A 20,004-nucleotide genomic window follows, 5' to 3' on the forward strand; every position below is an offset into this window, starting at 1 on the left:
CCCTTCTCCCGGGCTCGGGAGAAGGGGGTTTGGGGGATGAGGGCCGTTTTCCCTCGGTCGATGATCAGGGGAATGTCTTGCGTCGGACGACACGCGGGGTGTTCCTACCACCCCGATTTCTATCACCGACTTTGAAAAAGCCCTGTGTGAGGGGCGCGGTCATTTGCATGGCTGGATCGCCGCATGGTATAATCGGCCAACCGACTGAAAGAGGGAGACGAGATCCGTGGTCACGTATCTGTATATCGTACAAATCATCCTCGCCATCGCTTTGATCGTCATGGTGATCCTTCAGGCGCGAGGCAGCGACCTGGGCGGTGTCTTCGGCGGTAGTGGTGGCAGCGTCTTTCGTACCCGTCGTGGTGTGGAGAAGACCCTCTTCAACGCGACGATCGTTTTGAGCATCCTCTTCTTCCTCGCGTCCTTGGCTACCGTGATCGTCCAGGGTTAAGCGGAAGACTCTCACCGTCTTGGCCATCTCATCATCCGATCGGAGCGGATCAAGTCCTGTGGGACGTTACGTCCGTTGGCAGGTTGCCATCGCCCTTTTGGGCATCGTGTTGCTGTCGGCGTTGCTGGCCTACTCCGCGTACAGCTTCACCAACGTCATCGTTCCGGATCGCGGTGGGACTTTCCGCGAGGGCGTGGCCGGGAGCGCTCAATACATCAATCCCTTACTCTGCCATTACAATGAGGTCGATCAAGACCTCTGTGCGTTAGTATTCAGCGGGCTTACTCGCTTCGATCAGCACGGCCAGGTGGTCCCCGATCTGGCCGATGGCCCGCCCCAAATCTCCCCGGATGGCCTCTCGTATACCTTTCGGCTCCGACCGGGCCTGCAGTGGCATGATGGCGCCCCCATTACCGCGGACGATGTGCTCTTCACCGTCCGCATGATGCAGGATCCGGATTTCCCCGGGGCCCCCTTTCTGGGAGATCTCTGGCGAACGGTCGAGGCGGAGAAGGTGGATGATCTCACCGTCCGCTTCATTCTCTCCCAGCCGTTCACGCCCTTCCTGGACTATACGACGACGGGGCTCCTGCCCCAACACCTGTGGAGCGCCGTTCCGGCGGGTCAGCTGCTCCAGTCGCAGCTGAACACCCAGCCTGTGGGCAGCGGTCCCTTTCAGGTGACGGAGGTCAACGCGGATCGCATCCGTCTGGAGCCGAGCCCGCGCTATCGCGGCCCTCTGCCCTATTTGACCGCGCTGGAATTCCACTTCTATCCGGATTACCCAAGCCTGTTCGAGGCCTTCGTCCGTGATGAGATCGACGGGATCAGCCGGATCCTGCCGCAAGACCTGGCTCAGGCGGAGGCTCGTGAGGATCTGCAGATCTTTTCCGCTCCTCTGTCCGGCTATGTGATCATCCTGCTCAATCTGCAGAATCCGAACGTCCCCTTCTTGCAGGACAAGGCGGTTCGGCAGGCTTTGATGTATGCGCTGGATCGTCAGAAATTGATCGACGAGGTGCTTGCAGGGCAGGGGCTCGTGGCGCACAGCCCGGTGATGCCCTATAACTGGGCGTATAACCCCGAGGTGAAGCGGTACACCCAGGACGTGGAGCGGGCTCGTCGTCTGCTGGAAGAGGCCGGTTACGTGGATGGAGATGGCGATGGCGTGCGCGAGAAGGACGGCCGGCCGTTGCGCCTGATCCTGCTCAGCGACGATGACCCCGCGCGCCAGCGTCTGGCGCAGGCCATCAGCCAGGCGTGGCGGGTGATTGGGGTGGAGGCTGTGCCTCAGGCGGTGAGCTTCACCGGGCTCGTCAGCGATTTCGTCTACCCTCGTGAGTTCGACGCCGCCATCGTGAGCTGGGAACTCGCCGGGGACCCAGATCCGTATCCGCTGTGGCACTCCACCCAGGCCACGGAGGACGGCCAGAATTACGGCGGGTGGTCCAATCCTCGCGCGGATGAGATCATGGAGCAGGCGCGGTCCATCACGGACATCGAGGAGCGCAAGGCCCTCTACGCTGAGTTCCAGGAGATCTTCGCGAAGGAGCTTCCCGGGCTCCTGCTTTACTATCCCGTGTACACCTACGGGGTCAGCAGCAAGGTCCACGGCGTCGAGATCGGCCCCCTGAATACGCCCAGCGATCGCTTCCGAACGATCGCCCGCTGGTACATCGCCACCCGGCGTGTGACCCTGCCCGAGGCTCGGGCGGGCGCCTCCGCGGCGACACCACCCTCTCAAGCCCCTTAGCCTCAGCTCTATCCTCTTTCGCGGGGATCGTTTCATCTACGGCTTCGTCCTGGTGCGGATAGCGGAAGGCAGCGCCTTTCGCCGCCCGGAAGGCCGATCTTGAGGAGCGAGCCGGTCTCGGTCCCTGCAAGTGTCAGTATGCCGATATGAACGTTGGACTTTGCAAAGGCCTTGATGCGCTATCGGGTGCGCATTGGCCTGCCCCGGGAACGATGTTATAATAGCTCCTGCGGCACTCCGTGTGGCGAGATTTCCCCTCGTTGCGATACAGGATGCTATTCGATATGAGGATATGGCTGGGGGTCGCCACCTGGGCTGAGGAGCTCAGATGGCGTCGTTCGTATGATGCCAATGCTGACGGCTTGAGATGAACGGGAGGGATCTTTCCCCAAGAGGGTGGCTGTTCAGAGGAGGGGGGCGTTGGATACGACACAGTTGAGCCAGATGGTAAGCTGGCTGGATGAGGCGCACCGCAAGGACCGGGATGAGATCACCCGGCTGCAGCAGCTGTTGGAGGCGCAGACGGCGACCATCCAGGAGCAATCGCATCGGATACAGGACCTGGAGGGTCGGCTGGCCAGCGTCCAGGCCCAGCTCACCCGTTTCGAGCAGTTGGAGCAATCCATCGAGCAATTCAAGAACGAAGTCGGCCTGATGATCGAGCGCCTGGAGGAGGAGATCCTGCGAAATCAGCGGGAGCTGGAGCGGGCGCGAGTATCGGATCGCGAGGCGATGGCGCGATCCATCAGCGAGATCCGGCGAGACCTGGCGCGGTTTAACCGCGTCGAGGAGGAGCTGGACGTGCGGAAGGCGGAGGATCAACGGCTCAGCGAGCAGCTCATGGACTTGCGCCAGCAGGTGGCCACGATGAGCAAAGACCTCGACGAGCGCACCCGTGATCTTCCGTATATCTCTGAGCAGCGCAATCAGGACGCCAAGCGCATCGCTCAACTGCAACAGGAGACGATCGAGCTCTTCAAGCGCGTGGACACGGTGGCCAACCGGCTTCCTCTTCTGGAGGCGAGCATCCAGAAGGCCACCCAGGCGGTGCAGGCTCTGTCGCCGCTTCCCGCGGAGCTGAAACGCTCTCAGGAGTCGTTTATCGAGCAGGTCAAGCTCGCTCAGGTGGAGCAGGAGCGGCAACTGCGCGATTTCCGTGATGAGATGACGGAATATCGGGACATGATCGAGGCCCAGCGCAGACGCCTGCAGGACCTGGCGGAGGCCGCTGAGGAGAGCAAGCAGGCCGTCCAACTGATCGAGCAATTCCAGCAGACGATCCAGCGTGAGCAGAAGCAGGTGGCCGAGCTACAGCGGTTGGCGGAGGAGCGCCAGCGCAGGGCCTGGGAGACCTTCCAGGAGGAGTATGAGAAGCGCTGGCAGAAGGAGCTCATCAACTGGCAGCAGCGCTGGCAACGGCAGGAACAGCTGAACCAGACGATTTTGGGCCGCTTCCCCTCGATCGAGGCGCAGTTGAAGGAGCACGCCGCGCATATCCAGCAGCTCTGGCATCTCCAGGAGGAATATGGATCCCATCGCCTTCAGGAGGCGCAGAGGTGGCTGGATGCCCTGGAGGCTGCCCTGGATAAGCGTGATGAGATCGAGGCGGCGGAAGGAGACCATACCGGGTCGGCGTAGCGTTCGTAAGATCCGGCAGAAACGATCATAAGGCTTTCACGCAAGGGCGGTCGGTAGCATACGGCCGCCCTTCCCCAATCAAAGCGAGCGAGGCAGATCTATGCACGTCATCGGGACCGCCGGGCATGTCGATCACGGGAAGTCGACCCTCGTCCTGGCGCTTACGGGGATTGACCCCGATCGCCTGAAGGAAGAGAAAGAACGGGAGATGACGATCGATCTGGGGTTTGCCTGGCTCACCCTGCCGGACGGCGACACGATCGGCATCGTGGATGTACCGGGGCATATCGACTTCATCAAGAACATGCTGGCCGGGGTGGGCGGGATCGACGCGGCATTGCTGGTGGTCGCTGCGGACGAAGGGGTGATGCCGCAGACCCGTGAGCATCTGGCCATCCTCGATCTGTTGGCAATCCCCGGCGGCGTGATCGCCCTCACCAAGATCGATCTGATCGACGACCCGGAGTGGATGGATCTGGTGCGGGAGGATATCCGTGAGGCGGTGCAAGGGACCTGCCTCGCTGAGGCCCCCATCGTGCCCGTTTCCGCTCACACCGGAGAGGGCCTGGAGGCGCTCAAGGATACTTTGATCCAGGTGCTTGCCTCGGTGCCTGCCCGGGGCGACCGGGGGAGGCCTCGGCTGCCCATCGATCGGGTCTTCAGCCTGCCGGGGTTTGGGACGATCGTCACCGGCACGCTGATCGATGGCTCTTTGCAGGTGGGGCAGGAGGTCGCCATCGTGCCCGGCCGCGGGGGGGAGCCGCTGAAGGCCCGCATCCGGGGGCTGCAGAGTTATCACCGTAAGACGGAGCGGGCGTTGCCGGGCAGCCGGGTGGCCATCAATCTGACCGGCGTGCACACGGACGATCTGGAGCGGGGGATGGTGGTGACGCTGCCGGGCGCGATCACGCCCAGCACGCTCATCGATGTGCGGCTCCGGGTGCTGCCCGATGCGCCCTTCCCGGTGCGGCACAATTTCAACGTCGCTTTCTTCTCCGGCTCGGCCGAGGTCCTGGCGCGCACGCGGCTGCTGGACGCGGAGATCATTCGGCCGGGGGGCGAGGGATGGGTGCAGTTGCACCTGCAGCGCCCGGTGGCGGTGCTTCCCGGCGATCGCTTTATCCTGCGGTTGCCCTCCCCGAGTTACACCCTGGGAGGTGGCGTGATCGTGGATACCGCGCCGCGTCGCTGGCGCCGATTCCGCGAGGAGGTCATCCGGCGGTTGGAGATGCTGGCTCACGGATCCCCGGCGCAGCAGGTCCTGCACGCGCTGGAGGTCGTGGGACCGGCCCGCCTGTCGGAGATCGTCGCCCAGAGCCAGCTTCCGGCGGATACGGTCAGGAAAGCTTTGCATGAGCTGGTCGAAGAGGGGAGCGTGGAGACGTTGACGGGGGAGCCCGTTCGCCTGGAGCAGGATGATCCGTTGCTCATCGCGGCGGAGGGATGGCGCCGTCTGCGGGAGAGGTTGACGTCCATCCTGGAGGACTACCACCGGCGTTATCCGCTGCGGCCCGGCATGGCTCGGCAGGAGCTGAAGGGTCGCTTGGAGGAGCGAGGGCGGAGGTACAGCACCCGGGCGTACAATGAGATCATCGCTCGCGCCGAGCAGGAGGGGGTGGTCGAGGCCGATAACGCCCTGGTGCGGAAGGCCGGCTTCCGGGTCGCTTTTACCCCTGAGCAGGAGCGGTCGATCCAGACCCTGTTGGCCGCCTTCGAGCGGCAGCCTTATGCGCCGCCGTCCGTAGCCGACGCGATCGCCAGCGTTGGGGCGGATGTCTTCCAGGCGCTGATCGATCAGGGCCGACTGGTGCGGGTCAGCGAGGATGTGGTCTTCAGCGCTGCCGCTTACGAGCAAATGGTCGCGGATGTGAAGGCGTTCATCGAGCGTGAGGGGAGCATCACCATCGCCCAGGTGCGCGATCTGTTCCACACCAGCCGGAAATACGCCCTGGCCTTGATGGAGCATCTGGATGCCCAGCGTGTCACCCGGCGCGTCGGCGATGTGCGGGTGCTGCGGCGCTAATGGGGGCTCTTATTCCCAGGGGATATCCGTGGCCTTGTAGACGATTCGTCCCCCGATCAGGGTCGCCTCCACTCGTGTGTCCAGGATCTCCTCCGCCGGGCAGGAGAGCACATCCCGGGATAGCACCACCATGTCGGCCAGCTTGCCTGGCTCAAGTGATCCCTTGATTCCTTCCTCTCCGGCCGCGTAAGCGGCGCCCAGGGTGTATGCGTGCAGTGCCTCCCTCGCCGTGATGCGTTCCTGGGGTTGCCAGCCGTCGGGACCGGGAGCCCCGTCCGGCCTCCGACGCGTCACAGCCGCATACAGCCCTGCCAGCACGTCGAAAGGTTCCACCGGCGCGTCCGACCCGAAAGCGAGGCGCGTCCCTGCGTCCAGCAGGCTGCGCCAGGCATAGGCGAGTCGGCATCGCTCCGGTCCCCAGAACTGCTCCGCCATCTCCATGTCCGACGTGGCGTGAATGGGCTGCATGGAAGCGATGATGTCCAGTCGTGCCAGCCGGGGGAGATCGTCGGGGTGTAGCAGCTGAACGTGCTCGATCCGATGACGCAGTTGGGGGCGGCCCGCCCTCGCCTCCTCCGCTCGCACGGCCTCCAGGGCGTTGAGGATGCGCCGATTCGCTCGATCGCCGATGGCGTGCACGCTGACGGACAGCCCGGCGCGGCTGGCCTGTAGGGCGTATTCTCGCATCTCATCCTCTCCCGTGACGGGCACGCCGCGATTCTCCGGCTCCCCGTCATAGGGGTGCAGCATGTCGGCGGTGCGGGATCCCAGCGCCCCGTCCATGAAGAATTTCACGCCGCCGATGCGCAGCCACTTGTCGCCGAAGCCGGACTGGATCCCCGCCTCGATGAAGGTCCCCAGCCGGGTGGCCGGTATATGGTGGAGCACGCGTATGCCCAACCCGCCGACGCGGCGCAGCGCCTGGAACGCCCGGAATGCCAGCAGATCGTCGGTGTCGGAGATCTCATGGATGCTGGTCAGGCCGGCCCGCCAGGCCAGCGGCTGCGCCTCTCGCAGGGCGGCTACAGCCTGCTCGACCGTCGGCGGTGGGACCACGCGTTGCACCAACTCCACGGCTCGTTCGGAGAGGATGCCTGTGGGCTCGCCGGTGGCCGGGTCTCGCTCGATGCGCCCTCCGTGAGGGTCGGGGGTCTCCCGGGTCACGTTCGCCAGGCGGAGCGTCAGCGAATTCACCCAGATGGAGTGGTAGTCCTTGGAGTGAAGCAGCACGGGGTGGCGCGGCGCGATGGCATCCAGCATCTGGCGGGTCGGCCAGGCCGCCCCTGGCCATGCGTTGCGATCGAACCCACCGCCCAGGATCCAGGCCTCTGGCGGGGTGACGGCGGCCCGCTTGGCCACGCGCTCGAGGGCCTCCTCCGGCGAGGCCGCGTCCGACAGATCGATCCACTGCCGCCGCAGCGCCCACTGGACGAAGTGGATATGCGCGTCGATGAAGCCGGGCACAACCGTCCGTCCCTGCAGATCGAGGACCCGCGTGTTCGGCCCCCTCAGGGCTCGGGTCTCCTCGTCCGCCCCGACGGCCAGGATCCGGTCGCCGCGAATGGCTGCTGCCGTTGCAAATGGCAAGGCCGCGCTCATCGTATGAACGCGGCCGTTGGACAGGATCAGATCGGCTTCGCACGTGCTCATGCAGTCATTCCCCCACCACCGACCAGACGTTCATAGAGATGCTGCAACTCCTCTTCGGAGTAGAAGTAGATGACCAGCCGCCCCCCTCTGCGCGAGCGGGAGAGGTTCACCTTCGTGCCCAGGGCGTCTCGGAACTGGGCCTCCAGCGCCCGGGTTTCCATGGCCAGGGGGTCGTCCTCCTCTTTGGCCTGACCGTTGTCCGCGGCCTCGGCGGCCGCCATCATACGTCGCACCAGCTCCTCCGTCTGGCGGACGGTGTAGCCGCGGCGGATCACCTCTTCCATTGCGGCCACCTGTGATGCCTCGTCCGGGAGGCTGAGCAGCGCCCGGGCGTGCCCCTCGGTGATCTTGCCGGCGCTCAGCGCCTCTTTCACCGGCTGGGAGAGGTTCAGCAGCCGGACGGAGTTGGCCACGGCCACCCGGCTCTTGCCGACTTTGGCGGCCACCTGCTCCTGGGTGAGCCCGAACTCGTCCATCAGAGCGCGATAGGCGGCAGCCTCCTCCAGCGGGTTCAGATCCGCCCGCTGGATATTCTCCACCAGCGCCCATTCGAGCATGGCCTGGGGGGTAGCCTCCCGCACGATGGCGGGCACCTCTTTGAGGCCGGCCAACCGGGCTGCCCGCCAGCGACGCTCTCCCGCGATGAGGGTGTAAGAGACGTCAGCCCCCAGGGGGGCGCGGGTGACGATCAGCGGCTGTATCACCCCGTGTTCGCGAATGGAGGCGGCCAACTCCGCCAGCGCGTCGGGATCGAGGGCATGCCGGGGCTGGTGGGGATTCGGCCCGATCGCCTCAACCGGGATCTGGACAATGCCCGTCTCTTCCACTTCCGATGGCGTGGTGACGCTCGCGCTGATCAGCGCGCTCAGGCCACGCCCCAGACCACGCTTTGACATGCTCACTTTGCACCTCCCCCTGACGTCCTCTCGACGGACAGTGATGGGGCTCCCGGCTTCTGGGCATTGGAACGGCGAGCGCGCATCGCGATCTCCTGCGCCAGGGCCGCGTAGGCCAGCGCTCCGGTGGAGCTGGGTGCGTAGGTCAGGATCGGCTCGCCATAGCTGGGCGCCTCGCTCAGGCGCACGTTGCGGGGGATGACCGTCTCGAATACCTGGTTGGGGAAGTGGCGACGCACTTCCTCCGCCACCTGCTGCGAGAGGTTGGTGCGGGCATCGTACATGGTCAGCACCATGCCCGCGATGCGCAGACCAGGGTTCAGCCGCGTCCGCACCAGTTGGATGGTCTGCAGCAGTCGCGTCAGCCCCTCCAGGGCCAGGTACTCGCATTGCACCGGGATGATCACCCCGTCGCGAGCGGCCGCCAGGCCGTTGACCGTCAGCAGGCCCAGGCTGGGCGGGCTATCGATGAAGACGAAGTCATAGTGTGCCCACACCTGTGCCAGTGCACGCGCCAGCAGCCGCTCTCGCCCCTCGATCCCCACCAACTCCACCTCGGCCCCGGCCAGCGCTGGCGAGGAGGGCGCGACGCTCAGCCGAGGTCGCCGGGTGGGAATGATCACCTCCTCCATCGTCGCGTTGCCGATCAGCGCGTCGTAGATCGATCGCGATAGATCGGCCACGGAGATCCCGATGCTGCTGGTGGCGTTGGCCTGGGGATCGATGTCCGCCAACAGGACGCGATAACCCGCCGCCGCCAGGTAAGCGCCTACATTGACGGCGGTGGTGGTCTTGCCCACCCCCCCTTTCTGATTGGCGAACGCGTAAACGGTGGTCATAGTCGTATTCAGGGTAGGTGACCTGCCCATTTAGAAAGGCCGAGCGTGCTAAACATGCTCGGCCAGCCATGCCTCCACAGTCTCCCGCGTGGGGATGCCCTGCACCCCTGGCGCCTCCACGGAGAAGGAGGCGACCACATTCGCGAAGTGCGCGGCCGCCAGGGGGTCGCCCGTCTCATCCAGACGGATGAGGAAGGCGGCAGTGAACACATCCCCTGCCCCGGTGGGATCCACCTCCTTCGCCGGCCGAGGAGGCACGTGGTGTGCTTCCCCGCGCCAATAGACGATGCAGCCCCGCGACGCCTGGGTCAGTACCACGATCTCGGTGTAGGCGGTGTACTGCTTCAGCGGCGCGTAATCTCCTCCCAGGTCCTCGTCGCTCAATACCAACACGCGAGCGGCCTTCAGCACCGTTTCCGCGTGTTCCCAGGGCTGCGGTAGCACGCGGCCGGACTCGTCCCAGCGTCGCAGCCATCCCTGGGGGACCACCCCCACCAGGGAATGGGGAAACGCTGCCGCCATCTCAGGATCCACCTCCTGGGCCACCGGTCCCAGAAGGACGATCCTGGGATGACGCCATTGCGGCGGCACGCTTGTGATCGTAATCGGCTCGGCGATCTCGCTTACGAACTGCTGTCGGTGTCCGTTGCGGTACACGTTACGAAATGTCGTCGTATACAGGGAGGGCAGAATGTGTACGTCGATGCCCTTGTAGTAACCGTTCCGTATGATGGACGGGTCGGCTCGGGTCAGGATCGCCGCTCGACGCCCCAGGCGTCGGGCGGTCAATGCCGCATAGGTCGCCGTCCCGCCCAATGTAAAGCCGTTCGGCTGCAGGTCTTTCGTGATGTGACCGATCACCAGAAAATCCACGTCTCCTCACCTCCTTCTCTCTATCCTTTCTGCTCGGTTGACAACGGACAACTCGTATCCTTCATCCCCATCCAAACTCGGACGCGGCTGGGCCTCACCTGGTATTGGAGCAGGGCTCAGTGCCCTGCAGAGTCTGCTCGGCCGGGCAAAGGATCGCGACGATCAGCGTGGCACCGCAGAGTGATCTGCGGGTTCAAACGCAGTAAGCAATAACGGACATATTGTAGCATACCCCCCAGGGGCGGTCAATCAGGTCAGGCGGGAGTGGACCAAGGGGCGCCTATCCATTTTCGATCGTTTTGCGCGAGCCATGGTTTTGTGGTAAACTATGGTTCGCCAAGCCCCCATAGCTCAGGTGGATAGAGCGCCGGCCTCCGGAGCCGGGTGCGCAGGTTCGAGTCCTGCTGGGGGTACCAATGCGGAGCTTTGTGCTCCGCTGTTTTCGTTTGTGGGAGTCCTCTGTCGCCCTGATGGGGAGTTAGCGGGCTACCTGGCCCGGGGCGGGTGGACGCTGCCCCCAGTAGCACTGCACTTGGGCCATATCCGGATAGCCCTCCACATCGCCTGGGACGGTGACCGCCAGTGCTCCGACCAGCGCTCCCAGGCGCAGGCAGTCCGGCCATTCCCATCCTTTGAGCCACCCGGCCAATATCCCCGCGTCGAATCCGTCGCCGGCCCCCACCGGGTCGACGACGTGCGGCACCGGGTACGCGGGCACGCGGGCTTCCTCCTGCCCCGTTCGTAGATATGCCCCCTGGGCTCCCAGCTTCACCACCACGACCTTCGCTCCCCCGGCCAGTATGGCCTCGGCCAGTGCCCTCTCCCCCTCGCACTGGAAGATCGTCTCCCCTTCTTCCAGCCCTACCAGCACGATATCGGCTTGGCCGGCGAGATCCCGGAGCACTCGTCTCGCCTCGTCCAGTGGCCACAGCTTCAGACGCAGATTGGGGTCGAAGGAGATGGTCAGCCCGGCCTCGCGCCCCAGCTCGATCGATCGGTAGACCGTCGCTCGACAGCTCGCGCTGAGCGCGGGCGTGATGCCCGTCAGATGCAGAAGGCGCGCCCCACGGAAATAGGCCTGGTCCAGATCCTCTGGGCTGAGATGGCTGGCCGCGGACCCGCGGCGATAGTAGATCACCTCCACGCGCCCCATCAGCCCCCGCTCTCGGAACATGACCCCCGTCGGGTGATCGGGGTCCATGCGCACGCGAGAGACGTCCACGCCCTCGCCGCGCAGCGAGGTCCGGATGTAGTGGCCGAACTCATCATCGCCCAGGCGGCTGATCCATCCCGCTGTGTGCCCCAGCCGGGCGATCCCGATGGCCACATTGCTCTCGGCGCCCGCCGCCCGGCGCTGGAATCGATCGACGTACCGGAGCGGCCCGTCTGTCTCCGGGCTGAACAGGATCATGGTCTCTCCCAGGGTGATGACCTCGGGCATAGGGCTGTTCCTCCCGTAAATCCTCATGTCGTTGGGGATGATCCGGCTTCCACGGCGCGTCGGACGTGCCCTTGGGCGGCGTTCAGACGCTGGCGGGCTTCCTCGACGTCCACGCCGGTCAATGCCATCACCAGGGCGGTTTTCACCTCCCAGCCGCTGGCCTCCAGCAACGCTCGGGCCTCTTCCTCATCCATCCCTGCTGCCTCTTGCAGGATGCGCACCGCCCGGGCCCGCAGCTTCCGGTTCGTGGGTTGCACGTCCACCATGAGGTTGCTGTACACCTTGCCCAATTGCACCATGCTGGCCGTGCTCAGCATGTTCAGCACCATCTTCTGCGCGGTGCCCGCCTTGAGTCGCGTCGAGCCGGTGAGGACCTCGGGTCCTGTCACCGGGGCGATACACACGTCCACCTCCTGATGGATCGGGGTGGCCGGGTTGCACACTACCCCGATGGTGGCGGCCCCGGCCTGCCGGGCCGCCCGTAGCGCCCCGATGACCCAGGGGGTGCGCCCGCTGGCCGCGATCCCTACCACGACGTCCGCCGGCCCCACCTGCGCCTCCTCCCTCGCCGTGGCCATGCCCGCCTCCAGGTCATCTTCGGCCCCCTCGATCGATTGGGTGATCGCGGCGGGGCCGCCGGCGATGAAGCCCCGCACCTGCTCCGGGGGTGCGCTGAAGGTGGGCGGGCACTCCGACGCGTCCAGGATGCCCAGGCGGCCGCTGGTTCCCGCACCGAAATAGAGCAACCGTCCCCCGCGGGCCAGGCGTTCCACGATGAGGTCCACCGCCCGGGCGATGTTGGGCAGCTCGGCCCGGATGGCCTCCGCCACTTTGGCATCCTCCTGGTTCATCAGGGTGACGATCCCCAGGCTATCCCGTTGATCCAGATCCATGGAGGCGGGATTGCGCGCCTCCGTCAGCCATTGCGACATCTCCCTCTCATGCACGGTTCGATTCCTCCCAGGCTAACAGCGCGGCCCCCTCCGCCGGGGTTCGCGTCGGGATGATGAAGTGGGCGAATGGGGCTACGGCGAGCACTGCTGCACGCATGGGCGACTGGATCAGATCGCCAGCCCGCCACACCGATCCGGACAGGACCAGGTCGAATCGCTGATCCTGCAGCCGCAATCGCCGGATGACCGCCAGCGCCGAGTCGGCCAGATGTTGCCCCGCCCGCCGCAGGATATCCCGGGCCACGTCGTCGCCCAGGCGGGCTACCTCCGCGACGACCGGGGCCAGCGCGGCGAAGCGATGCCAGGTAAAAGGCTGATCGTACGTCCACGGGATCAGATCCTCGGGTGTCTTCAGGCCCAGGCGAGAGAGCACATGCTCCGTCAGGGCCGTGGCCGGGCCGCGTCCGTCCGCCGCACACACGACGGCGTGCAGCGCCTCCATCCCGATCCAGAAGCCGCCGCCGTAGTCGGCCAGGAGCGCGCCCCATCCGGCCGCCCGGGCGGAACGCCCATCGCGATCCACGCCATATGCGATGGTGCCGGTGCCCGCGATGACCACGACGCCCAATAGTCGACCCGTCCCCGCCGCCAGCGCTCCGGCGGCGTCGTTGTGAATGACCAGGCGGGGGAACGGGTAGATGGCTCGCATCATCCTTTCGATCAAAGCCCGATCCTCGGGCCGGCCCACACCGGCCATGCACAGGGCCAGACAGACCACGTCCCGGTATGTGGCGTCCGCCTGATCCAGCGCTCCCGTGATCGCCTCGCGCAGGGCGGTCGCGGCCGCCTCCTGCCCCACGGCGTGATAGTTGGAGGAGGGGCCACGACCACGGCCGAGCACTTGGTGCGCTTCGTCCATGACCACGGCTTCCGTTTTCGTCCCGCCGCCGTCCACGCCTATGACGACCCGTCGTCCCATCGGTGAACTCCAGGTGATGTGTCGTTGTGCTTATCCCCGTCGGGCGTTCCCTCTTCGGCCCGCTGGCGTGATCTGCCCCAACACGACCGGCCGCTGGGCTCCTGTGACGGCGGGCAGGTTGCCGGGGCGCCCGTGCCAGGTCTCGTATGCCAACACGGCGAAGGCGATGGCCTCCTTGGCGTCGGAGTCGATCCCTATATCCTCATGGGTCATCACGCGCGCGGGGGCCAGCTCCTCTCGTAGCATCTCCATCAGCACGGGATTGCGAGCGCCTCCTCCTCCCACGATGACCTCTTCCACAGGCCGGGGGAGGAAGCGGTGGTAGGCATCGGCGATGCTCCGTGCCGTGAACGCTGTGAGCGTCGCCACGATGTCGGCCGGCGCCAGGCCGCGCGCACGCGCCGCGGCCCACGCGGACTCGAAGAAGTCCGCCCCGAACAGCTCCCGTCCGGTGGACTTCGGCGGCGGCTGTCGGAAGTAGGGATGCGCCAGCCACTCCTCCAGCAGCGCCTGATCTACCCGGCCGCGGCGGGCCAGATCCCCATCGCGATCGAAAGTCTGTCGGCCGCGCGTCGCCCGTGCGGCCGCTGCATCGATCAGCATGTTGCCGGGGCCGGTGTCGAACGCGATCACCCCGCCGGGGTCGTCATCCGGCGGCAGGAAGGTGACGTTGGCGATCCCGCCGATGTTCTGCACGGCCCGGACTCGAGAGGGATGGCGTAACAGCAGCCAGTCCACGTAGGCGACCAGCGGCGCCCCCTGGCCTCCCGCCGCCACGTCGCGAGCGCGAAAGTTATGGATCGTGGTCACCCCGGTCCGCTCGGCAATCACTGCCCCTTCGCCCAATTGGAGCGTTCCTCGCACGTGTCCCTGCTCGTCGACATCGTGCCATATCGTCTGGCCGTGGGAGCCGATCAGGTCCACCTGATCCGGCGGGAGCCCGGCGTCCGCGATGGCCTCCAGCGCCGCCCGGGCGAACCCCTCTCCCAGATCGAAGTGCAGTCGGCACAGCTCATCGGCGCCGGCCCGGCCGGGCTGGCATGCCTCCAGGATGCGTTGGCGCATATCGGGCGGCCATGGCGTCGTGCGGAAGGCCAACAGACGCACCTGCAATCGTGGCGGCGCTCCCTCAATGTTCACCACGGCCGCGTCGATCCCGTCGGCCGACGTGCCGGACATCAACCCCACGACGATCATCGCTCGTCCACCAGCCTCTTGTAGAAGATCAGCTCGGTGATCCCGGGGACCACGTAGTCCGGGATGGCGCCCACCTGTCGGTATCCCAGCTTGCGGTAGAACGCCTGCGCGGCCTCGTTGAAGTCGGAGGTCAGCAGGAACACCGAGGACGACTGCCGCCGAATGACCGCCTCGGCGGTGAGCATCAGGCGTGTGCCGATTTCCCGGCCCCGAAACTCGGGGAGCACGCCGAGGAGTCGGATGTATCCGCTATGGGCGAAGGTTCCCTGCGTCAGGAACCAGACGAACCCGGCTATTTGGTCTCCCACCAACGCCACGTGCAGACCTTCTCCCCGATGCAGTGCTTGCTCCAGGGAGAGGAGCGCTTGCTCCTCGGAGACGCCGTATCGCTGCCATAGCGGATCCTGGGCGATGAACCGGGCCAGCTCGGGCGTGTCTTGTAATGTCATGGGGAGCACTTCGATAGGGATCACCTCTCGCCTATCCTTTGCAGAGATCATCTGGCGGACCTCCCCTCGATCGTCTGGACGATGGCGTCGTGCATGGCCGGGCGAAAGCTCGTGATCGCCTGAGGATCGCGCCCGTAGTATACCCGATTGGTCATCAGGCTCACCACCAACTGCCGGTCCGGATCGACCCATAGCGACGTACCGGTATAGCCGGTGTGCCCAAAGCTGTTCGGGCCGAAGCGTTGTCCGCTGGATGAGCCGGCCGGCGATCGTCGCATCCAGCCCAGGCCCCGGACGTTCTCCCCGAAACGCACCTGCTCCCGGGTCATCTCCTGCACCGTCTCCGACGCCAGGAGTTGCATCCCTTGCCAGCGCCCCTCGTCCAGGTAGAGCTGTCCCAGCCGCGCCACCTGTTCCGCTGTGGCGAACAGCCCGGCGTGGCCGGCCACGCCACCCAGGCCGGCCGCGTTCTCGTCATGTACCTCGCCTCTCAGGCGCCGTCGTCGCCAGGCGCAGAACTCGGTGGGGACGCAGCGCGAGACCTCAGCGCGATGGGGCATGTCCAGCGGCCGGAAGCCGGCATCCGCCATGCCCAGTGGATCCAGGACCAGCATCCGCATGGCGTGATCCAGCCGCCGGCCGGTCAGGCGAGCGATGGCCTCTCCCAACAGGATCAGCCCCAGATCGCTGTAGATCAGGGATTCGCCCGGGGGATAGGCGAAGGGATAAGCGCAGATCGCCTGGATCCCCCGGCGGATGCGCTCCTCGACGGTGGGACGCCCCATGGGATGCCCGGGCGGGGGAGGGACCGGCCCGGCTGCCCGGTAGATGCTCCTCCAGGCGGCGAGGCCGGAGGTGTGCGTCAGCAGGTGGCGAAACGTAACCTGGCGCGCGTCCACCTCTGTCCCGGCGTACGCCGGATCGGGCGGCGTGGGTTGCTTGGAGAGCGGGTCCTCCGCGCCGCCGATGGGGCGCGTCCCACCGAACTCGGGGATGATCTCGCATACCGGCTGATCCAGCCGGGCGCTGCCAGCCTCCACCAGGCGCAAGAAGGCGGTCGCCGTGAACAGCTTGGTCACCGATGCCAGGTCGAACAGCGCGTCGGGCGGCGTCGGCAGGTCCGCCTGATCGGGATCTAGAACGCCATAGGCCCCCTCGAACGCCGTTTGGCCCCGGTGACGAACGTGCAGCGCGATCGCCGGGGCGACCCGTCCGGTGCCTTCCTCGAGGATGCGCGTTACCTGTGCCCAGCTCATGCCCTGTCTCGCCTCAGAGTGTGTCTGAACTTTCACTGGCAAAGTGCCTGAGAACATCCCTCAACTGCGTGCTCCGCAGGGGGAGGTGTGGAAGGGATCTCCCACCACAGAAACCCTGCTTTCCCAGCTTACACCTGCCTCACTCGGCCCTTTCCGCAGAGGTTTGGGCTGAGGCCGGGCAGGTTGGAGGTGGGAGAAAGGCTTTTTTCGGAGGAGCGAAGCCCCTCCGGGCCTCCCCATGGCAGGAGCAACGGGGGTTCCCAGACGCGCTCTCAGTCCGGATAGATCAGGAACGGGCGACGGGCCTCCATGAAGGCGTCCACATCGGATTGCCAGCGGGCGACGATCGTTTCCACTTGCTCGCCTTCTTCCAACGCCTCTCGCACCCAGGCGTTGCCCGCCAGCAGGTCGAAGTGTGGTGGACGTCCCTCCCAGCTCGTGCCTCGCCATTCGAAGTGTTGTGGATACATCGCTCGCACGGTGGCGATCATGTGCAGCCCTACCCGGATAGGAGCGCAGCGATCGAGGTCGAGGATGTGGACCTGAACGCCGCCGCACGCTTCGTCGGCCCACTTGCCGGAGCATGGGGTAAAGCGGATGGGGCGGAATCGCACCCCCTCCAGCCCCAGCCCGTTCAGCGCGCTGGCTAGGTCCCATGCGCTGGGCGTCCCGGCCTCGCCGATCCACGGTGCTCCCATGATCTGGAAGGGAAGGGCTGTGCCGCGCCCCTCGGACAGGTTGGTGCCCTCCAGGAAACAGGTGCCGGGATATGCCCACACCGCGTCCAGGGAAGGGATCCCGGGCGACGGGGGCACCCAGGCCAGCCCGATCTGATGCCAGCGGAGGCCGCGACGCCAGCCGCTGGCCGGCACGACGGTCAGGTCGACCCCCATGTCTCGGGTGCTGTTGAAGTATCGGGCCAGCTCTCCCAGCGTCATGCCGTGCTGCACGGGGATCGGCCAGCGGCCGACGAACGATGAAAATCCCGGCTCCAGTATGGGGCCGTCCACGCGCTGGCCTCCCAATGGATTGGGACGGTCCAGGATCACCACGGGCAGTCCCGCCTCTGCGGCGGCCTCCATGACGTACGTCAGCGTCCACAGATACGTGTAGAATCGCACGCCCACGTCCTGCAGGTCAACGACGATGGCGTCCAGCCCCTCCAGCATCTCAGGCGTGGGGCGTCGCGTCTCCCCATACAGGCTGTGGATGGGCAATCCGGTGAGGGGATCGGTGCCGGAGGGGATGAAGGCGGCGTCGGCGGCCGCGGCGTAAAGCCCGTGTTCGGGGCTGAACAGGGCCGTCAGCCGAATGTCTGGGTGCGCGTGAAGGGCCTCGAGCGTGCTCTCCAGGCTTGCTGTGACGCCGCTGGGGTTCGTCAGCAGGGCGACGCGCTTCCCACGCAGCAGGTCGACCTGTTGGCTCAGGAGAACGTCCACGCCGGGCAATACTTGTGGCGGCATGAGGGGCCTCCTTTGGGTCAGACTAGGGTGCGTGCATGATACCACCAACCGGGATAAAGGCCAATCGTCATTTATTGTCAGCAGGTGGGTCGTATGGTAGAATCCGCGGAGCTATTGGCCGTGCCGGATACGACCTCTTTTCGCCGGTTCCACAAGGTGGGTGATATGCAAGCGATATTGATTCACAACCCCAGCGCTGGCTCAGGCCGGTCGGCTGATGAAATCGATCTGGTGGTGGGCATGTTGCACCGGCGCGGCTGGATCGTGCAGGTCCGGGAGACGCAGCATTCCGGTGACGCGGCCCAACTGGCGCGCGAGGGGGTAGAGGCGGGCTGTGAGCTGGCGCTGGTGGCCGGCGGAGATGGCACGATCAGTTCCGCTATCCAGGGGCTGGCGGGCTCGCATACCGCGCTGGGCGTGCTCCCGGCCGGGACCGGGAACGTGTTGGCCCGGCAGTTGGGGATGCCGGTGCCCCGCCCGTTGCACCCCTCCGTCCTGCGTGAGGCCATGGAGCTTATCCTGGCGGGGCAGCCGCATCTGGTGGACCTGGGGCTGTTGACCAACGAGGCCACGGGGGAGCAGGGCCGCTATTTCCTCTGCTGGGCGGGCATCGGCATCGACGCCGCGATCACCCAGGAGGTGGAGCTGTTCCCCCAACTGAAGCGACGGCTGGGGTTCGGCGCGTTCGCCCTGTCGGCGTTGCACGTGTTGCGCCATTACGCGGGCACGAGAGCAGAGCTCATCGTCGATGGGAAAAGGGTGCCACCTCGCCGAATGGTGCTGGCCGTCGCCAGCAATATGGAGCTGTACGCCGGGTTCCTGCACATCTCGCCGGACGCGCACCTGGACGATGGCCTGCTCGATTTCAGTTGTTTTCACGGGGATCGCTGGTTCGACACGATCTACCATGGGCTGATCATCTTCCTGCGTCGCCACGTGCGAGACCCGCGGGTCAGCATCTATCGGGCGCACACGATCGAGGTCGATACGGCTCGGCCGTTGCCCGTCCATGTGGATGCCGAACCGTTCGGCACGACGCCGGTGCATATCCGGGTCGTCCCCCGTGCTTTGCGATTGATCATTCCGCCCACGGCACCGGCTCATATCTTGTCCCGGACTGCGGCGCAAGAGCAGGAGCCCGTGCACGCGTAGCGGACATGACGGCCGTACACGCTCGTACACGCGAACACAGGGATGAGGGGGGTTATGGCAAACATCTGGATATGGATCATCTTTAATCTCTTCGTCATCTTGATGCTGGCTTTGGATCTGGGCATCTTTCATCGAAAATCCAAGGAGATTGAGGTTCGGGAGGCGTTGTTGTGGAGCGCCTTCTGGGTCGCCTTGTCCCTGGCGTTTAACGTGGGAATCTATTTCTGGCAAGGCCCGGAGAAGGCTCTGGAGTTCCTCGCCGGGTACCTGATCGAGAAGTCCTTGAGCGTGGATAACATCTTCGTGTTTCTGCTCATCTTCTCCTATTTCGGCGTGCCCCCTCGCTATCAGCATCGAGTCCTCTTTTACGGGATCCTGGGGGCCCTGGTGATGCGTGGGATCTTCATCGCCGCCGGGGTCACCCTCGTCGAGAAATTCCACTGGACGATCTACGTGCTCGGGGCCTTCCTCGTGTATACCGGTATCCGCATGGCCATCGAGAAGGATAAGGAGATCCATCCGGAGAAGAACCCGGTGATCCGGGCGTTCCAGTGGATCCTGCCGGTCACGCCGGAGTATGAGGGGAGCAAGTTCTTCGTCAAGCGGGCGGGAAAATATCTCGCCACGCCGTTGTTCGTGGTTCTCCTTGTGGTGGATACCGCGGATGTGATGTTTGCTGTGGATTCCATTCCGGCCATCCTGGCCGTTACGTTAGATCCTTTCATCGTGTACACGTCCAACGTGTTCGCGATCCTGGGGTTGCGGGCCCTCTACTTCGCTCTGGCCGGGATCATGCGGCTGTTCCACTATCTCCACTATGGGCTCTCGCTCATCCTCGTCTTCATCGGCGTCAAGATGCTGATCGCCGAGTTCTACAAGGTGCCCATCGGCGTCGCCCTGGGGGTGATCGCCGCAGTCTTGACGGCCTCCGTCGTTGCCTCCCTCATCTGGCCGCAAGAGAAGGAGGAGACGCCCACTCCATCGATGCACGGTCGACATACGGTCGTACAGGTCTCCTCCGGCCAGGGGGAGTGATGATCTGGGCCGTATG

The 20,004-nt window shown here is 65.4% G+C and carries 17 protein-coding genes and 1 tRNA gene; 7 read left to right on the top strand and 11 right to left on the bottom strand.

The window, feature by feature from the left end; translation table 11 throughout:
- The first annotated feature begins 226 nt into the window (after window positions 1-226).
- The 4 genes from secG to selB all read left to right on the top strand — a co-directional run bounded on the left by secG (window position 227) and on the right by selB (window position 5,865).
- A complete protein-coding gene (gene secG, locus GXP39_08795) occupies window positions 227-451 on the top strand; it encodes a preprotein translocase subunit SecG (GenBank protein NOZ28132.1) in 225 nt (74 codons plus the stop codon).
- 58 nt (window positions 452-509) lie between these two features.
- The gene (locus GXP39_08800) at window positions 510-2,204 is read left to right on the top strand and encodes a peptide ABC transporter substrate-binding protein (GenBank protein NOZ28133.1); all 1,695 of its coding nucleotides are present in this window, start codon (window positions 510-512) and stop codon (window positions 2,202-2,204) included.
- A 420-nt stretch (window positions 2,205-2,624) separates the two neighbouring features.
- Entirely contained in the window at window positions 2,625-3,842 is a 1,218-nt protein-coding gene (locus GXP39_08805) for a hypothetical protein (protein ID NOZ28134.1), read from the top strand.
- 100 nt (window positions 3,843-3,942) lie between these two features.
- The gene (gene selB, locus GXP39_08810) at window positions 3,943-5,865 is read left to right on the top strand and encodes a selenocysteine-specific translation elongation factor (protein NOZ28135.1); all 1,923 of its coding nucleotides are present in this window, start codon (window positions 3,943-3,945) and stop codon (window positions 5,863-5,865) included.
- 9 nt (window positions 5,866-5,874) lie between these two features.
- Here selB and GXP39_08815 read toward each other — a convergent pair whose 3' ends face one another.
- From GXP39_08815 to GXP39_08830, 4 genes are read right to left on the bottom strand one after another with little or no spacing between them, the layout of a single operon-like run.
- Window positions 5,875-7,515: an amidohydrolase gene (locus GXP39_08815; GenBank protein NOZ28136.1), complete on the bottom strand. Its 1,641-nt coding sequence runs from the start codon at window positions 7,513-7,515 to the stop codon at window positions 5,875-5,877.
- Complete coding sequence (locus tag GXP39_08820; GenBank protein NOZ28137.1) at window positions 7,512-8,417, bottom strand: ParB/RepB/Spo0J family partition protein; 906 nt, start codon at window positions 8,415-8,417, stop codon at window positions 7,512-7,514. The genes GXP39_08815 and GXP39_08820 overlap by 4 nt, the downstream gene beginning before the upstream one ends.
- On the bottom strand, window positions 8,414-9,250 hold the full coding sequence (locus GXP39_08825) for a ParA family protein (GenBank protein ID NOZ28138.1): 837 nt from the start codon (window positions 9,248-9,250) through the stop codon (window positions 8,414-8,416). Before GXP39_08825 ends, GXP39_08820 begins: the two co-directional genes overlap by 4 nt.
- A 48-nt stretch (window positions 9,251-9,298) precedes the next feature.
- The gene (locus GXP39_08830; GenBank protein ID NOZ28139.1) at window positions 9,299-10,123 is read right to left on the bottom strand and encodes a ribokinase; all 825 of its coding nucleotides are present in this window, start codon (window positions 10,121-10,123) and stop codon (window positions 9,299-9,301) included.
- A 340-nt stretch (window positions 10,124-10,463) separates the two neighbouring features.
- Here GXP39_08830 and GXP39_08835 point away from each other — a divergent pair.
- A tRNA-Arg gene (locus tag GXP39_08835) sits at window positions 10,464-10,539 on the top strand.
- Window positions 10,540-10,601: 62 nt separating this feature from the next.
- On the opposite strand, the gene GXP39_08840 is transcribed toward GXP39_08835, so the two are convergent.
- The 7 genes from GXP39_08840 to GXP39_08870 form a co-directional block, all read right to left on the bottom strand.
- Entirely contained in the window at window positions 10,602-11,564 is a 963-nt protein-coding gene (locus tag GXP39_08840) for a sugar kinase (protein NOZ28140.1), read from the bottom strand.
- A 23-nt stretch (window positions 11,565-11,587) separates the two neighbouring features.
- The gene (gene murQ / locus GXP39_08845; GenBank protein ID NOZ28141.1) at window positions 11,588-12,496 is read right to left on the bottom strand and encodes an N-acetylmuramic acid 6-phosphate etherase; all 909 of its coding nucleotides are present in this window, start codon (window positions 12,494-12,496) and stop codon (window positions 11,588-11,590) included.
- Between the two features lie 7 nt (window positions 12,497-12,503).
- Window positions 12,504-13,436: an ATPase gene (locus GXP39_08850; GenBank protein NOZ28142.1), complete on the bottom strand. Its 933-nt coding sequence runs from the start codon at window positions 13,434-13,436 to the stop codon at window positions 12,504-12,506.
- A 30-nt stretch (window positions 13,437-13,466) separates the two neighbouring features.
- A complete protein-coding gene (locus tag GXP39_08855; GenBank protein ID NOZ28143.1) occupies window positions 13,467-14,633 on the bottom strand; it encodes an anhydro-N-acetylmuramic acid kinase in 1,167 nt (388 codons plus the stop codon).
- On the bottom strand, window positions 14,630-15,133 hold the full coding sequence (locus tag GXP39_08860) for a GNAT family N-acetyltransferase (protein ID NOZ28144.1): 504 nt from the start codon (window positions 15,131-15,133) through the stop codon (window positions 14,630-14,632). Before GXP39_08860 ends, GXP39_08855 begins: the two co-directional genes overlap by 4 nt.
- Complete coding sequence (locus GXP39_08865; GenBank protein NOZ28145.1) at window positions 15,130-16,338, bottom strand: serine hydrolase; 1,209 nt, start codon at window positions 16,336-16,338, stop codon at window positions 15,130-15,132. Before GXP39_08865 ends, GXP39_08860 begins: the two co-directional genes overlap by 4 nt.
- A gap of 272 nt (window positions 16,339-16,610) precedes the next feature.
- Window positions 16,611-17,801 (bottom strand): DUF1343 domain-containing protein, encoded by a 1,191-nt coding sequence (locus GXP39_08870; GenBank protein NOZ28146.1) that lies wholly within the window; start codon window positions 17,799-17,801, stop codon window positions 16,611-16,613.
- Between the two features lie 165 nt (window positions 17,802-17,966).
- Here GXP39_08870 and GXP39_08875 point away from each other — a divergent pair, with 165 nt between their 5' ends.
- Complete coding sequence (locus GXP39_08875) at window positions 17,967-18,953, top strand: diacylglycerol kinase family lipid kinase (GenBank protein NOZ28147.1); 987 nt, start codon at window positions 17,967-17,969, stop codon at window positions 18,951-18,953.
- A gap of 54 nt (window positions 18,954-19,007) precedes the next feature.
- The gene (locus GXP39_08880) at window positions 19,008-19,988 is read left to right on the top strand and encodes a TerC family protein (GenBank protein NOZ28148.1); all 981 of its coding nucleotides are present in this window, start codon (window positions 19,008-19,010) and stop codon (window positions 19,986-19,988) included.
- Window positions 19,989-20,004: the final 16 nt, after the last annotated feature.

The organism is Chloroflexota bacterium, from assembly GCA_013152435.1.
In the GTDB taxonomy this organism is placed as follows: Bacteria; Chloroflexota; Anaerolineae; order DUEN01; family DUEN01; genus DUEN01.

What these genes read in the sequence shown, in the direction of transcription:
- GXP39_08825 (NOZ28138.1), bottom strand. Translation starts at nt 9,250, where the DNA reads ATGACCACCGTTTACGCGTTCGCCAATCAGAAAGGGGGGGTGGGCAAG.
- GXP39_08870 (NOZ28146.1), bottom strand. Translation starts at nt 17,801, where the DNA reads ATGCCGCCACAAGTATTGCCCGGCGTGGACGTTCTCCTGAGCCAACAG.
- GXP39_08880 (NOZ28148.1), top strand. Translation starts at nt 19,008, where the DNA reads ATGGCAAACATCTGGATATGGATCATCTTTAATCTCTTCGTCATCTTG.
- GXP39_08865 (NOZ28145.1), bottom strand. Translation starts at nt 16,338, where the DNA reads ATGAGCTGGGCACAGGTAACGCGCATCCTCGAGGAAGGCACCGGACGG.
- GXP39_08840 (NOZ28140.1), bottom strand. Translation starts at nt 11,564, where the DNA reads ATGCCCGAGGTCATCACCCTGGGAGAGACCATGATCCTGTTCAGCCCG.
- selB (NOZ28135.1), top strand. Translation starts at nt 3,943, where the DNA reads ATGCACGTCATCGGGACCGCCGGGCATGTCGATCACGGGAAGTCGACC.
- GXP39_08850 (NOZ28142.1), bottom strand. Translation starts at nt 13,436, where the DNA reads ATGGGACGACGGGTCGTCATAGGCGTGGACGGCGGCGGGACGAAAACG.
- GXP39_08815 (NOZ28136.1), bottom strand. Translation starts at nt 7,515, where the DNA reads ATGAGCACGTGCGAAGCCGATCTGATCCTGTCCAACGGCCGCGTTCAT.
- GXP39_08855 (NOZ28143.1), bottom strand. Translation starts at nt 14,633, where the DNA reads ATGATCGTCGTGGGGTTGATGTCCGGCACGTCGGCCGACGGGATCGAC.
- murQ (NOZ28141.1), bottom strand. Translation starts at nt 12,496, where the DNA reads ATGTCGCAATGGCTGACGGAGGCGCGCAATCCCGCCTCCATGGATCTG.
- GXP39_08860 (NOZ28144.1), bottom strand. Translation starts at nt 15,133, where the DNA reads ATGATCTCTGCAAAGGATAGGCGAGAGGTGATCCCTATCGAAGTGCTC.
- GXP39_08875 (NOZ28147.1), top strand. Translation starts at nt 17,967, where the DNA reads ATGCAAGCGATATTGATTCACAACCCCAGCGCTGGCTCAGGCCGGTCG.